Source organism: Bradyrhizobium sp. DOA1 (assembly GCF_001593325.1).
Taxonomy (GTDB): Bacteria; Pseudomonadota; Alphaproteobacteria; order Rhizobiales; family Xanthobacteraceae; genus Bradyrhizobium.
Window position 1 is genome coordinate 7374032 of sequence record NZ_JXJM01000001.1, and the last position, 14703, is coordinate 7388734.

A 14703-nucleotide genomic window follows, 5' to 3' on the forward strand; every position below is an offset into this window, starting at 1 on the left:
GCGCTTTTCTTTTTGACGTGCCTGCCCAACCCACAAGAAACGCCAAGGAATTTCCATGAAGAACAAGAAACTCGTCCTCCTCGCGGCCGCAGCTGCCCTGTCATTGCTCTCGGTTCAAGGCGCCTACGCGCAGAAGAAATACGACACAGGCGCCAGCGACACCGAGATCAAGATCGGCAATGTCGAGGCCTATTCCGGCCCGGCTTCGGCCTACGGCATCATCGGCAAGACCGAGGAAGCCTATTTCAAGATGATCAACGACCAGGGCGGCATCAACGGCCGCAAGATCAACTGGATCTCCTATGACGACGGCTATTCGCCGCCCAAGACCGTGGAACAAGTCCGCAAGCTGATCGAGAGCGACGAAGTGTTCCTGGTGTTCAACGCGCTGGGCACGCCGACCCAGACCGCCGTGCAGAAATATCATAACGCCAAGAAGGTGCCGCAGCTCTTCCTGGCCACCGGCGCCAGCAAATGGAACGACCCAAAGGGTTTTCCCTGGACCATGGGTTTCCAGCCGAGCTACCGCGTCGAGGCGCGAATCTTCGCCAAATATATCCTGCAGGCCAAGCCCGATGCCAAGGTCGCGATCTTCTATGCCAATGACGATTTCGGCAAGGACTACGTCGCCGGCATCAAGGAGATCTTCGGCGAAAAGGCGTCTTCACTGATCGTCGCGGAAGAGAGCTACGAGACCAGCGAGCCCTCGATCGATTCCCACATCGTCAAGCTGAAGGGCACCGGCGCCAATGTCTTCGTCAACATCTCGACGCCGAAATTCGCCGCGCAGGCGATCAAGAAGATCGCCGAGCTCGAATGGAAGCCGATGCATGTGATGACCGACGTGTCGATCTCGATCGGCGCGGTGATGAAGCCCGCGGGTCTCGAGGCCTCCGAAGGCGTGCTGTCGGCAAGCTATCTGAAGGACGCGTCCGATCCGCAATGGAAGGACGACGAAGGCATGAAGAAGTTCATGGCGTTCATCGACAAGTACATGCCCGGCGCCAACGTCTCCGACACCAACGTCGTCTATGGCTATGCCGCCGCGCAGACCCTGGTCCAGACCTTGAAGCAGTGCGGCGACGTGCTGACGCGGGAGAACGTGATGAAGCAGGCCGCCAGCTTGAAGGACTTCGCGCCGGATACGCTGATCCCCGGCATCAAGATCAACACCGGCCCCAACGACTTCGCGCCGATCGAGCAGCTCAAGATGATCCGCTTTAAGGCTGGTCAGTGGGAGCTGTTCGGCGACATCATCAGCGCGGAAACCGGAGGCTAGCCCGCATCAGCTGACCATGCTCAACGAGATGGCGGCCGAAAGGCCGCTATCTTTTTCGTGTGAGCGAAGTCGAAGCAAGGCTATGCGGGCAGGAAGAGCGCAAAGGACTCTCCCACCGTGCGGCGCAGATGCTTTCGATACAGGCCGTAGTTGGCGTCGTCGGGCGCGACGCGTCCCAAGGACGGCTTCGGGACGTTCTTGAGCGGCAAGTAGGCGATCGGCGCGGCGACCGGCGTGAGCTGCGAACCCGGGCCGGCGCGGAGCGTCGAGATGATGCCATACATTTCACCGGCAACTGTCGGCCGCGACACCGTGATCACACGATGCTGGCCGTGCTTGATGATGACGAGGTAGATGAAGCCGGACTGGTGGGGGACGGCGACCTCACCGGTATGTTCGTAGGCGGCATCGGTCCGTTCGCCCTCGCGGAAGACCAGCGAGGTGACTTTCGGCTCCCAGATGATCTCGGTGCGATAGGCGAAGATCGCGTCCTTGTCGCCGAACGACGGCCGCAGGGTGATGTAGACGTCCTCGAGCCAGCTCACCGCGCGGTGCGCATAGGAGCCGAGGCTGTCGGGTGCGACATCGTTTGCGGCCGGCGGCGTCACCACGACGGCGCTCTTGCGCAAGGAAACGCCCAGTGCCTGCTCCAGCCGGACCGTCGTCGCCAGCGTGAACGGCCGGCGGCCACCGAGCACCTTTTCTAGCGTCGACAGGCTGAGCTTGGCCTGCTCGGCCAGCGCCTGCCTCGAGATCCGCCGTCTGGCCAGCTCCTCGCGAATGGTCTCGGCAATCTCCCGGCTCTGCTCGTCCGAAAGCTGCTTGTCGGTGAGTTTATCCTGCGTCTGCATCAAGTCCCTGCTCCAGGACGGCCATTCTAGCAGGGCGGACAAACCAGCACAAAACCGCACACCACGCCGTGGCGGCGGCGCGGCCGGGCCGGCCAAGGCGGAACATTGCCGATCATTCTGCTCGCGAAATCAGGCCCTTCCGACCGATGCTCACGTCGTCAAACACCTTCGGGAGCAGGCCAGATGGACAATTGCGACACGGTCGACAACAACGAACACCCCTGGCTGGGCCGGCTGATCGTGGTCGGACTGTTTCTTCTGGCACAAGGCATCGCGGTAGTGCTGGTCGCCTTCGTCGCCCTGCTGGTCAGCTTCCAGCCGGGCTGGTCGGCGACGACGGAGCAGGCGAGCCTGCTCCAGCCCGGCGATGCCCGCTCCGGCACTCTCCTCCTGAAGCACGACGGCGCCACAACCGAAGCGATCCGCCTGGGCATCGACATTGACGTCACCGTGTCAGGTCCGACGCTGCGCACCAGGGTGACGCAGGTCTTCCGCAATCCGACCAAGAATTGGGTCGAAGCGACCTATGTCTATCCGCTCGCGACCGGCGGTGCCGTCGATACGCTGAAGATGGTGGTGGGCGATCGCATCATCGTCGGCGACATCAAGGAGCGGCAGCAGGCCCGCGTGATCTACGAGGAGGCGCGCCGCGCCGGTCAGAAGGCGGCGCTGACCGAGCAGGAACGGCCGAACATCTTCACCAACTCGCTCGCTAACATCGGGCCCGGCGAAACCGTGCTGGTGCAGATCGAGTATCAGGAGCCGGTGCATCAGTCCGGCAATGAATATTCGCTGCGCCTGCCGCTGGTGGTGGGGCCGCGCTACAATCCGGCGCCGATCGTGCAGAGCGTGGACTTCCGCAAGGACGGCTCGGGCTGGGGCGCGATCAACTCGGACCCTGTTCCGGACCGCGACCGCATCTCGCCGCCGGTGCTTGATCCCGCCAAGCACGCGCCGGTCAACCCGACCAGCATCACGGTGCGCCTGAAGGCCGGCTTTGCGCTCGGCGAAATCAAGAGCCATCACCATAACGTCAAGATCGAGAGCCCTGACGCCACGACGCGCGTGGTCACTCTCGCCGACGGTACCGTCGCGGCCGACCGCGACTTCGAGCTGACCTGGAAACCGGTAGCGGAGAAGGCGCCGTCGGTCGGCCTGTTCCGCGAGCGTGTCGGCGGTGCCGATTACCTGCTCGCCCTCGTCACCCCTCCCAGCGTGGATCAGGCGACGCAGAAGCCACTGCCGCGCGAGGTCGTGTTCGTGATCGACAATTCGGGATCGATGGGCGGCACGTCGATCGTCCAGGCCAAGGCCAGCCTCGCTTATGCGCTCTCCCGTCTCCAGCCGACCGATCGCTTCAACGTGGTCCGTTTCGACGACACCATGGACATGCTGTTTCCCGCCTCCGTGCCGGCGGATGCCGCGCATGTCGGCGAGGCGACCTCCTTCGTCAGCGCCCTACAGGCGCGCGGCGGCACCGAGATGGTGCCGGCGATGCGGGCGGCGCTGACCGACAAGCTCGGCGACACCGGCATGGTCCGCCAAGTCGTGTTCCTGACCGACGGCGCGATCGGCAATGAACAGCAATTGTTCGAAACGATCACGGCGATGCGCGGCCGCTCGCGCGTGTTCATGGTCGGGATCGGGTCTGCGCCCAATACTTACCTGATGACACGTGCCGCCGAGCTCGGCCGCGGCGCCTTCACCCATATCGGCTCCGTCGAACAGGTGGAGGAGCGCATGCGTGGTCTGTTCGCCAAGCTGGAAAATCCTGTGGTGACCGGGCTCACCGCAAAATTCTCCGAAGCCAAGGCCGACGTTACCCCGGCGATCATTCCCGACGTCTATCGCGACGAGCCTCTGGTGCTGGCGACCAAGCTCGACAAGCTCGCGGGCTCGGTCGAGATCAAGGGTCGCGTCGGCGATCGCCCGTGGTCGGTGACGCTGCCGCTTGAAAATGCCGCCGAAGGCAAGGGCCTGTCGAAACTTTGGGCCAAGCGCAAGATCGGCGATGCCGAAGTGGCGCGTACCTTGCGCGAGATGACGCCAGAAGATTCCGACAAGGCAATCCTGGCGCTGGCGCTCGACCATCAGATCGTCACCCGGCTGACCAGCCTGGTCGCGGTCGACAAGACGCCGAGCCGCCCCGAAGGCGAGCCGCTCAAGCTCAGCGAATTGCCGCTCAACCTGCCGGCCGGCTGGGATTTCGAGAAGGTCTTTGGCGAACGACAGCTGTTGCCCGAGCAGTTGCGCGAACGCCATGCGGATGCGCGCAACCAGCCGACCGCGCGACGACCAATCCCCTCTGCGCCTGACGCGATCCGCCTGCCCAAGACCGCAACCTCGGCCGAGCTGAAGATGATCGCAGGGCTGATCCTGATCATGCTCGCCCTGTTCCTGTTCGTGTTCAACCGGCGTCGGCCCTTGCTCACCGACGCCGCTTGAGAGAGGAGCCCCCCGACTCCTCTGCTTCAGCGCGCGCGGCTGCCCGTCCCACAACCAACGGCCGCGCGCGCCTTTTTTGTCAATCGCCATTGCGAGGAGCGAAGCGACGAAGCAATGACGGGAAGGACTTGTTTATGCCCCGCTTCATCCCTCCCCCGGTCCTTGCGCTAATCGGCCTGATCCTGTTCGGCGATGGCGCTTACGTCCATGCCAAGGCGTGGCTCGCGCAGATGTTGTTGGAGCGCGCGTTCGACAAAAGCATCGCGACGGGCCGGCCGGTCAAGCCATGGTCATGGGCCGACACCTGGCCCGTCGCGCGGATCGAGGTGAAGCGGATCGGCTCCAGCGCCATCGTGCTGGAGGGCGCCAGTGGCCAGGCGCTTGCCTTCGGTCCCGGACACATCCACCAAACGGCTGAGGTTGGCGAGCGCGGCGTTGCCGTCTATGCCGGCCATCGCGACACACACTTTCGTTTCTTGCGGGATGTGGCCATCGGCGATGTGGTCGATGTCACACGCAGCGACGGCAGACGCTTTCGTTATCGCGCGGATGCCTCCGCCGTGGTCCGCTTCGATGCATCGGGCATCGATCCTACGACGCGGGACGCAGAGCTCGTGCTTGCGACGTGCTGGCCGTTCGACGCGGTCACGTCCGGCCCGGAGCGCTATGTCCTGCATGCCATCTTGATCGCAGCCGATGAATAGCCGTTCGCAATCTGGAGCTCCTGAACTGGCGTTGACGGCCGGAGAGCTATAAGCATGGTCGATTGACCATCTTACGCTCCAATTGCAGGTAGAACGGTAATGGACGACGAGTTCAAGCTGCGCCTCGAACAGCGATTGGAGCAGCTCGAAAAATGCGTCGCGCTACTGGAACGCAATCTTGATCGCGTTGCCGCCGGACAAAGACGCTCCTCCCTGCGCAGCCTCTGGCGGCGTCCGCCGATGTGGACCTTCGAACAATATCCGCCACGCCTTCTCAACCTGGCGACATTCGCGCCGGCGCCCCCGGTCGACGCTAGTGCGCCGCGGATCGCAATGGTCACGCCCAGCTACAATCACGCGCAATATCTCGGTGCCACAATCGAGAGTATCGTGAGTCAGAACTATCCGAACCTGCATTATCACGTGCAGGACGGCGCCTCGATCGACGGCACGCTCGAGCTCCTGAAGGGCCGCGGCGACAGCATCAGCTGGAGGAGCGAACCCGACAAGGGACAGTCCAGTGCCATCAATGTCGGCTTCGCCGGCGTCGACAGCGAGATCATGGCCTATCTCAACAGCGACGACATGCTGTTGCCCGGCACACTCGCTTATGTCGCCCACTATTTCATGACGCATCCCCATGTCGACATCGTCTACGGCCATCGCGTCTTCGTCGATCGCGACGGGCTCGAGGTGGGGCGTGCCGTGCTGCCGCCTCACGACGGCCAGGCGTTGCAATATGCCGACTACATTCCGCAGGAGACGATGTTCTGGCGCAAGCGCGTGTGGGACAAGATCGGGCCGGTCGACGAAAACTTCCACTATGCGATGGACTGGGACTTCATCCTGCGGGCTCAGGCAGCCGGATTCAAGTTCGTGCGCGTGCCACGGTTTCTCGCCTGCTTCCGAATTCACGACGCCCAGAAGACGGCGTCGACCTACGCGGTCGGAGTCAGGGAGATGGGCGTCCTGCGGCGTCGCGTGCTCGGCTTCGATCCGACACACATGCAGATCCGACGCGCCATCGCTCCCTATCTCGCGAAGCAACTGGCCTATCATTACGCCCACAAGCTGCGCCTGCTGCGGTATTGAGCAGGCCGTGGTCAACGAGTTCGGGAGGAGCGGACGTTGTCTTCGAGCCAGATCCGCTCCAGACCGATGCCGAGTGGCCGCACGTCGGCGCTCAATCCAAGATCCGCGGGGGAGCGCGGATCTGACAGCGCCAGGTGGATGGTCACCGTTCCGTCGGCGGCGACGGCGGCGGGATCGAGCGTCAGACGGCGCTGGCCGGCGAACGCTCCCATCGAGAATGTCAGTTGCTGTGGCGTCCCGTCGCAGACGCGGCAGAAGGCATGCAGCCGCGGATTCCCGTCGGAGACGAAGGCCCGGCAGGCCAGCACGATCTCGACCGGCCGCGACGGAACGGGATCGAGCTCGAAGCGAAGCACACAGCTCCTGGCAATGGACCAGGTGCCCCATTCCTCCGGTTCGCTCCATCCCTCGATCAATGCAGCGACGCCGGCGTCACCGCGCGTGAACGCGAGCTTCTCCGTGCCCAGGCGCGGTGCGGATACGGGAAATTCCAGAGTGCTTGGATCGAACGGCTCCTGATCCGGCACGAACTGCGCGATCACACGCGCCGCATCCGCGATCGAGCCGAGCCCAAGCGCCGAACCGTCGAGCTCGTAAAGCATGCGGTTCGGCCCGCTTGGGCGGACACCTCGCCCGGGCGGCGGCCGGTCTGTGAGGCGCGCCGGAATGATGATGTCTGCGACGTCGAAACCATGCATACGAGCGAGCTCACCGATGGTCCGGACCGTGCGATCATACAGGAGCGGACGATCGTTGATATCGGTCGCGAGGGCCTGCGCCAGCGACTTGAAGTCGAGCCTCACATGATCGTCGTCCGCCAGCAGCAGACGCTTGAGGACGAGCATGTCCTTGGCGATGAAGAGCTGGAGCGCGTTGAGATCGGGAAGCTGCGGATCGTCGTCGATCGCTCCGAAATCGCGGGCGCCGCGCGAGGTCTGCAGCAGATCCGTGGTCTCGAAGAACAGGGCGTGACCGGTGCTGTGCCGCGAAAAGCCGGCCATGCCGAGCGGCCGCGAGAGGCGGACGAAGCTGTCGGTCAGCGCGGTATTGGCGATGCCCGATGCCACGTCGGGCGAAAGGCCGATGAAATAGCGGCCGCCGATCGCACGCATCCGATCGATGACATCGCGCCGGACGAACGAATTGTAGATCATCGGCAGATGCGCATAGTGAGCCTGAAAGCCGAAGATGCGGGCCAGTTCGCGGCGTGACGAAACGCGCTCCACGGACGAAGCAAGGTCGATTTCGGCGACCAGCCGGTTGCGAAATGCCGGATGGTGGTAGCTTGGCCAGTAGTAGCTGTAGGCGCGCCAGCTCAACAGATCGATGTTGCGGCCCGAGAGGATCTCGGACGCGGTGGCGCACGCATAGGGCATCAGTCCGTCGTCGTCGCCGATGAAGCCGACGTATTCGCCCGAGGCGTGGCCGAGCGCCGCCTCCCAATTGTCGGTCATGGTCAGGACGGTGTCGCTGGCAAAGTGCCTGAAGCGCGCATCCTTCAGACCCGCGACCATGTCCGCGATCTCGGGATTGCCGCCATTGTTCTGCACGATGAACTCGCAATCGACATGCGCGGGCTGACACGCCATGGTCGCCAAGGCGTGGCGAAGCGTATCGGGACGATCGAGAGTCGGCACCACGATTGACAGGAGCGGCATGATCACCATCGAGAGGACGAACGCCATGCACTCCTAGCATTTCGACGGATCGTTCGCACTTTCGCCAAAAGTCTGGCGATGCTAGCCTCGTCACGAAGTCCCGCTCATTCCGCCCCGCGGCATGGAGTCCATCCCGATCAATTCGCCGGAATCCCGCGCTCGACCGCGCGCAGCGAGGCCGGCAGGCCGCAGCAAGAACAGGCTGCAACAAGAACAAAAGTGAGGAAGTGCCATGGAAGCTCAGGTGCCTGTTGCGTCGGTCTCTCCGCGCCCATGGTCTCCTCCGCCCGACGCCGGCGATATCGTCAAGGGCATCCATGCCATGCTGCATCCGCACAACATTGTGCTGGTGGGCGCGACCGACAAGCCGGGCAACTATGCCGAGCGCATCTGGAATAATCTGGTCAAGTACGGCTACGAGGGCGGCCTCTATCCGGTCAACGCCAAGCGCGACACGATCTGGAACGTCCCGTGCTACAAGGACTTTGCCAGCCTGCCGGAAAAGCCCGATCACGTCCTGGTGCTGGTGCCGGCGCGCGCGGCCGTGCAGGTGATCCGCGATGCCGCCGCGGCCGGCGCACGTTCGGCCACCATCGTCACCTCGGGCTTCAGCGAATTGCAGGACGAGGAGAGCCAGAAGCTTGCCGCCGAACTTCAGGCGGCCGTGCGCGAGACGGGACTTGCGGTGACGGGGCCGAACTGCCTCGGTAATCTGAGCGCCGGCGAGAAGCTCTTCACCAATATCGACGATCGTATCGTCACCATGGAGCAGGGCGCGGTGGCGATCGCAGGACAATCCGGCGCGATCGTCATGGCGATCCGCCAGGCACTGGAGGATCGGGGTGTCGGCGTCGGCTACATGGTGACCACCGGCAACGAGGCCGGGCTCGAGACGCCGGACCTGATGCGCTATTTCGCCGAGGACCCGAGCATCAAGGTGATCGTCGTCTATCTCGAAGGCGTGCGCAACACCAAGGCGTTCCGCGATGCCTGCAAGGCGGCGCGCGCCGCCAGCAAGCCCGTGATCGCGCTCAAGCTCGGGGCATCCGAAGGCGGCCGCGCGGCAGCGATGGCCCATACCGGCGCGCTCGCCGGCTCGATCGAGACGTTTGATGCCATCGCAACGCGCGAAGGCGTCATTCGGGTCGGCGGGCTCGACGAGTTGATCGAGACCACAGAGTGCTTCGTCCACGCCGCAGCACCCAGAGGCGGCCGGCTCGCCGCGGTCACGCTCTCCGGAGGCAAGCGCGGCATGCTGATCGACGCTTTCTATGCCGCGGGCCTGAACTTCGCGCCGCTCAGCCCGCATGTCAGCGCGGAACTGGGGAAGATGCTCGGCCCCGGCTCGATCGTCGGCAATCCGCTCGACGCAGGCTTTGCCGCCGTGGTCGATCCCTCCGTCTACATGAAGTCGATCAAGCTGATGATCGACGATCCCGACATCGACGTCGTCATCATCGACGCCGAGCTGCCGAAGGCACCACACGAGCTGCGGGAGCGCAATTTGCGCATCGTCGACGAGATGGCGAGCAAGGCTTCGAAGCCCGTGATCTATATCAGCGCGATGTCGATCGGCTTCACCGAATTCACCAAGGACCTACGCAAGTCGCTGCCGCATCTCGCCGTCATGCAGGGCCTGGAGCGCGCCGTGACGGCGATCAAGTCGCTGCTCGACTACGCGAAGCTGCGCAAGGAAGTCCCCGACATCGCCTCGAGCTCGAAGCCGGCCGCACGGGCCGTGCTGGAGAAGGCGCTGACATCAGCCGGCGGCGCCGCACTCGACGAGGTCGCCTCCAAGAGGCTGCTGAAGGCCTACGGCATTCCGGTCTCGAAGGAGGCCATAGCGCAGACGGCGGCGGAGGCCGCGACGATCGCCAAGCAGATCGGATTCCCGGTCGTGGCAAAACTCGTCAGCGCCGAGATCCTGCACAAATCAGACATCGGCGGCGTGGTGCTGAACCTCAACAGTGCCGCCGAGGTGAAGAAGGCGTTCGCCGACATCACCGCACGAGTTGCGAAGCTGAAGGGCAAGCCAAAGCTCGACGGCATCCTGATCGCGCAGCAGGTCAAGGCCGAGCTCGAGCTCGTGGTCGGCGCCTCGCTCGATGCCGAGATGGGGCCGGTCGTGCTGTTCGGCACCGGCGGCATCGACATCGAGCTGATGAAGGACGTCGCACTCGCCGGCGCGCCGCTGGACGAAGCCGAGGCGCGGCTGCTGATCGGCCGCACCAAGGCCGGGATCAAGCTACGCGGCTATCGCGGCAAGCCGGCGCTGCACGAGGCCTCCGCGGTGAGGGCGCTGGTCGGCCTCTCCAACCTGATCGCCGATGCCGGCGATCGGATCGCCTCCATCGACATCAACCCGTTCCTGATCAACACCAAAACGGGCGTGGCGGTCGATGCGCTGATCGTGCTGAACAACGCTGCGGCAAAGCGCGCGGCTGGGCATTAAAGTCCGTAGCAGCGTAATCCGCCCCGTGCGACAGGCGAAGAAGGCAGCGGGTTACGCTTCGCTAACCCGCCCTACTTATCATCCGGCCTCCTTCCAACTCCCCCGCTTTGGCCGTAAAATCGCCCCTGCATGGCACGCGCGAGCAATCTGGTGATCGGAACAGCGACGCTGACGGCGATCGCCGTGGCGTTCGGTGGGCTGCTCGGTGTCCAGAAATGGCGTACCATCCAGAGCCGCAGCCAGTTGCGCGTGGTGTTCGAAGGCGGTTCCGCCAGCGGACTGCGGCGCGGCGGGCCGGTCAATTTCGACGGTGTGCCTGCCGGCCAGATCCTGTCGATCAAGCTGGACAGTCCCCGCAGGATCGTGGCGCTGGTGATGCTGGACAACGCCGCGCCGATCCGCAAGGACACCGTCGCCGGCATCGAGTTCCAGGGGCTCACCGGCATCGCGGCGATCTCGCTGATCGGGGGCGCCCCGACCGCGCCGCCGGTGCCGCTGGACTCGGACGGCATCCCGATCCTGACCACCGATCTCAGCGACGCCGAATCCATCGTGGAGACGCTGCACAGCGTCGACCGCGCGATCGTGAGCAACGCTCCAGCGATCAAGGAGGGCCTGCGCACATTCGAGAGCTACACCGCCGACCTCAGGAGCAAGGGCGGCGATATCGACGCCGTCATGGCCAAGGTCGACGACGCCTTCGCGGGCTTCGACAAGGCGGTCACGAAGATCGAGGGCGCGGTGCCGGGCTTCGTCGACGGCAAGGCCGACGAGCTGTTTGAGAAAATAAAAGGACTGCACGAGCTCGCCGATACCATGAAGAAGAAATCGGCGGGCTATCTCGAGGACATCCGCCGCTCGCTGCTCGACGTCAGCGAGACCGCCAACAAGATGGCGGGAACGCCCGTGGCGCCGCGACCGCCGCGCAGGCCGACGGAACAGAAGCGCTAGACTAGCTCACCACGTGTAGCGCACGAGGCCCTTGCCGGCATAGGAGCGGGTAACGTTCGAGAACTCGCCCTCGAAGGTCACCGACGCGGACCAGCCGTTCATCCAGTTCATCTGCGCCGATGCCGTGGTCAGCGCGGAATCGCGCGCCTGAGCGGCGCCGTTCACGACGAAGGCCGATCCGGGCAGGGTCTGAAACACCGCGCCGACGGTGCGATCCGGATTGTAATCATGCGCCCAGGCGAGGCGGCCGCGAACGGTCACCAGGCCCCCGGGCGCGGCAAACGAATTGTCCGCGCGCAGACCGAGCTCGGTGCGGGTGCTGGTTACATCCTTGGCGGCATAGTTGAGGGCGAAGACGTTGCTGCCTGCTACGGCGAACTCCGAATAGCCCGGAAGACTGAACATGGTGGCCTGGAGCGCTGCATAGGGCGTGACGCCGACCCACTGCATGGCGTAACGATAGCCGCCCTCGACGCGGCCCGAAAACGCGTTGGAATTGAACTGGGCGCGCAGCTGGTCGAACCCGGCGGCGGTGACGATGCGATTGGTGGTGACATCCTGCCAACCATAGGCCAGCGCAGCCGTGACATAGGCGGGACCAGCGGTGTGACGCACGAACGCGCCGGCCTGGAACAAGTCGGAGCGGCCCCAGCCGAGGCCGTTGACGCCGAAGCTGGTGGCCCCGCCGGCAAGCGCGAAACCGGCGACGGTCGACGGCGACAAGCGGTAGTCGAGACCGACGGCCGTGCCGTAGACGCTGCTGGTGGTGTCGTTCGAGCCGAGCGCTGCGTGGCCATCGGTGCTCTGCGAGCCGCCATAGCCGGCCGCCCAGACATCCCAGCGCTGCTGGAAAGTCGCGGCCGGCGCCTTGCGGTAGATCGAGGCGAAGGCGTCGCGGGCGTCCTTGCGATGTGCGGCGTATGCATCGGCGCTCGCATCATCGGCATAGGGCATCGCACCTGACATGCCGCTCCGTCCTGAATTGTAGACGTCGGTCAGCAGGCCGAGAAACAGGTTCATCGCGTTGAACGTCGTCTGCTGCGAGCCTGTCGCGGGTTCACCGGAAGCCTGCGTCAAGCCGTTGGGACCGAGACCCGCGAATTCGGCTCGCAGGAAGCCATTGCTGTTGAAGAAATTCTGAAGCGTGGTGGCGACGTTCTTCTGATTGATGTTGAGTGCGTACTTCGCACCATAGTCCAGCGTGAAATTGAGATGGACAGTGCCGCTGGGATCCACGGTGGTCGTGCCGATGAGACCACCGGGGGCGGTAACGCCGGTAAAATTGCCGGCTGCGGCGCCGGAAAACTGCATGATGGTGTATTGGGGCAATATGGTGCTGCCTGCGTAGAGCGAGACGCCGACATTGCCGTTCAGGGTCACGTTGCCGAAAACGTTGGCAAAACTCGCGGTGCTTCCGCTACCGACCTGAACGAGGTACAGCGCACCGGACTGGAAGGCGAGGTCGCCTTGAACCCACATGCTCGAACCCGGCCCACCATCGCCGGGCGCATAGATGCCGCCATTGGCGATGACGGTATTGCTGACGATTCCGGTACCGAACAGCGCGCCGCCCGCGTTCACGGTGGTGAGGCTCGACTGCGAGATGTTGCCGTCGACCCGCAGGATGCCGCCGTTCACGGTGGTCGTGCCGGTATAGGCATTGGTGCCGGAGAGAATCAACGCGCCGCTGCCGACCTTTTCCAGCGAGCCCGGACCAGCAGGACCGCAACTGCAGGGATCAAAATCGCCGATGACGCCGCTGACCTCGGTCGTGCGATTGTTGCCGCCGACGACGAGGGTATTGCCGCCGCCGATATAGTAGAAGCCGTTGCCTTCGATCGAGCCGGCCGTGATCCGGCCGTCGCCGTTCGGACCGATGCTGACGCCGAAATTGACGATGCCTGTATCGGTCGTGATGAAGCGCGCAGTGCCGCCGGTGGAATTATCGTAGAATTCGGTCTTGCCGCCGTCCTTGGTGACGATGGTGGCATTGCCCGCCGTGGTGAACGCGCCGAAATTGGTCCGCCCGCCGGACTCGTTGATGATCGTCGCGTTGCCTGCGGTCGCGGTGTCGGATCCGGTCATCGTACCAAAGACGGTTCCGCTGAGATCATTGTTCACGATGGTCGCCGAGCCCGCCGAGGATTGCTCGATGAACACGGTGCCGCCGCCATTGTAGTTGGTGATGCTGGCCATGCCCGCATTGGTGCGGCCAAAGAAGCCGGTCAACCCGCTATCGTTGATGATGGTCGCCCGGCCAGCCGTCGCGGTGTCGGTCCCGCCTCCGGTCAAATCGCCAAAGTACAGCTGGCCTCTGTTGGTGATCGCCATTGAGCTGGCGGAGGTCGCATTGCGAAACGTGGTCAGGCCGGAGAGCTCATTCAGGAGCACCGTAACTCCCGACATGTCGGCATTGACGACGTTGAAGAGACCCTCATTGGTGACAGCGCCTATGATGCTGGCGGTATGGGTCGCGTCGCCAAGCTCAAGCGAGCCGCAGTTGCAGATGAAAGTGCCACCGGCATATGTGTTCGCACCCAACAGCGCCAGGAAACCGGGCCCGTCTACGGTGATGCCGCCGCTGCCGGTGATGCGCGACGCGATCGCCGCCGACGGGTCCCCAGTCCCCGTGACATCGTTGGTGACGAACGTGGTGCCGCCCGGGGCGAGCCTGAGGTCGCCGCCCTGGATCGTATAGATCGAACCGTCGCCGGTGAGGTCGAAGCCCACGAGACTGGTCAGCTGCACGCCGGTCGGCGTGACGGTCACCGTCCCGCCCATTGCCGGCGTCGAAGGACCGCCGCTGCCGAACATCGTGCCGGCCGACAACGGATCGTAAGCGGTGCTGATCGAGCCGGATAAGTCGGTCCAGTTGGTGGTGGTGGCGTCCCAGACGCCGCCGCCGCCGTTGACGGCACCATTCGGTGTGGTCTGCGATCCATTGAAGTACTGCTGGGCTCCGGCCGGGGTCGTCACGACAGCCACGCCCAGGGCGAGGCTCACCCCAAATGCCGCGCGCATGGTCGTGCAGCTCCGGCGCGAGCAACCGAGCCCACTCGATGGCAACCAAGCCCCCACGCACTTCCCCCACCCGCGGCGCCCCCAGCGGCGCCGCGTGGAACTTAGGCCATGAGGACGGCCGGTAGAACTACGGTGCACCGAGAATCCGCCGAAGGGACCGCGTCTTGGGCCGATTCAACCGTCCATGTTGCAACCGCGCCACGGTTTGCCGCGCGCCATTCCCATTCCGCGCATGCGGAGATGTCTTCGA

The 14703-nt window shown here is 64.3% G+C and carries 9 protein-coding genes; 6 read left to right on the top strand and 3 right to left on the bottom strand.

Annotated elements, in window-relative coordinates:
• Nucleotides 1–55: 55 nt before the first annotated feature.
• The gene (locus SE91_RS34130) at nt 56–1279 is read left to right on the top strand and encodes an ABC transporter substrate-binding protein (protein ID WP_008540650.1); all 1224 of its coding nucleotides are present in this window, start codon (nt 56–58) and stop codon (nt 1277–1279) included.
• 80 nt (nt 1280–1359) lie between these two features.
• Here SE91_RS34130 and SE91_RS34135 read toward each other — a convergent pair whose 3' ends face one another.
• A complete protein-coding gene (locus SE91_RS34135; RefSeq protein WP_061850754.1) occupies nt 1360–2130 on the bottom strand; it encodes a helix-turn-helix transcriptional regulator in 771 nt (256 codons plus the stop codon).
• A 183-nt stretch (nt 2131–2313) separates the two neighbouring features.
• Between SE91_RS34135 and SE91_RS34140 the strand changes: the two genes are divergently transcribed.
• The 3 genes from SE91_RS34140 (at nt 2314) to SE91_RS34150 (ending at nt 6371) form a co-directional block, all read left to right on the top strand.
• Nucleotides 2314–4575 (top strand): marine proteobacterial sortase target protein, encoded by a 2262-nt coding sequence (locus SE91_RS34140; protein WP_061850755.1) that lies wholly within the window; start codon nt 2314–2316, stop codon nt 4573–4575.
• A gap of 134 nt (nt 4576–4709) precedes the next feature.
• Entirely contained in the window at nt 4710–5279 is a 570-nt protein-coding gene (locus SE91_RS34145) for a class GN sortase (protein WP_061850756.1), read from the top strand.
• Nucleotides 5280–5378: 99 nt separating this feature from the next.
• Nucleotides 5379–6371: a glycosyltransferase family 2 protein gene (locus tag SE91_RS34150; RefSeq protein ID WP_061850757.1), complete on the top strand. Its 993-nt coding sequence runs from the start codon at nt 5379–5381 to the stop codon at nt 6369–6371.
• A gap of 11 nt (nt 6372–6382) precedes the next feature.
• Here the strand turns inward: SE91_RS34150 and SE91_RS34155 are convergent, their stop codons facing one another.
• Nucleotides 6383–8056 (bottom strand): glycosyltransferase family 2 protein, encoded by a 1674-nt coding sequence (locus SE91_RS34155; protein WP_245318582.1) that lies wholly within the window; start codon nt 8054–8056, stop codon nt 6383–6385.
• A 205-nt stretch (nt 8057–8261) separates the two neighbouring features.
• Here SE91_RS34155 and SE91_RS34160 point away from each other — a divergent pair, with 205 nt between their 5' ends.
• Nucleotides 8262–10481, top strand: a complete 2220-nt coding sequence (locus SE91_RS34160; protein ID WP_061850758.1) for an acetate--CoA ligase family protein — start codon at nt 8262–8264, stop codon at nt 10479–10481.
• A gap of 129 nt (nt 10482–10610) precedes the next feature.
• Nucleotides 10611–11432, top strand: a complete 822-nt coding sequence (locus SE91_RS34165; RefSeq protein WP_061850759.1) for an MlaD family protein — start codon at nt 10611–10613, stop codon at nt 11430–11432.
• A gap of 6 nt (nt 11433–11438) precedes the next feature.
• Here the strand turns inward: SE91_RS34165 and SE91_RS34170 are convergent, their stop codons facing one another.
• Nucleotides 11439–14453 (bottom strand): autotransporter outer membrane beta-barrel domain-containing protein, encoded by a 3015-nt coding sequence (locus SE91_RS34170; protein WP_063921332.1) that lies wholly within the window; start codon nt 14451–14453, stop codon nt 11439–11441.
• Between the last annotated feature and the right edge of the window lie 250 nt (nt 14454–14703).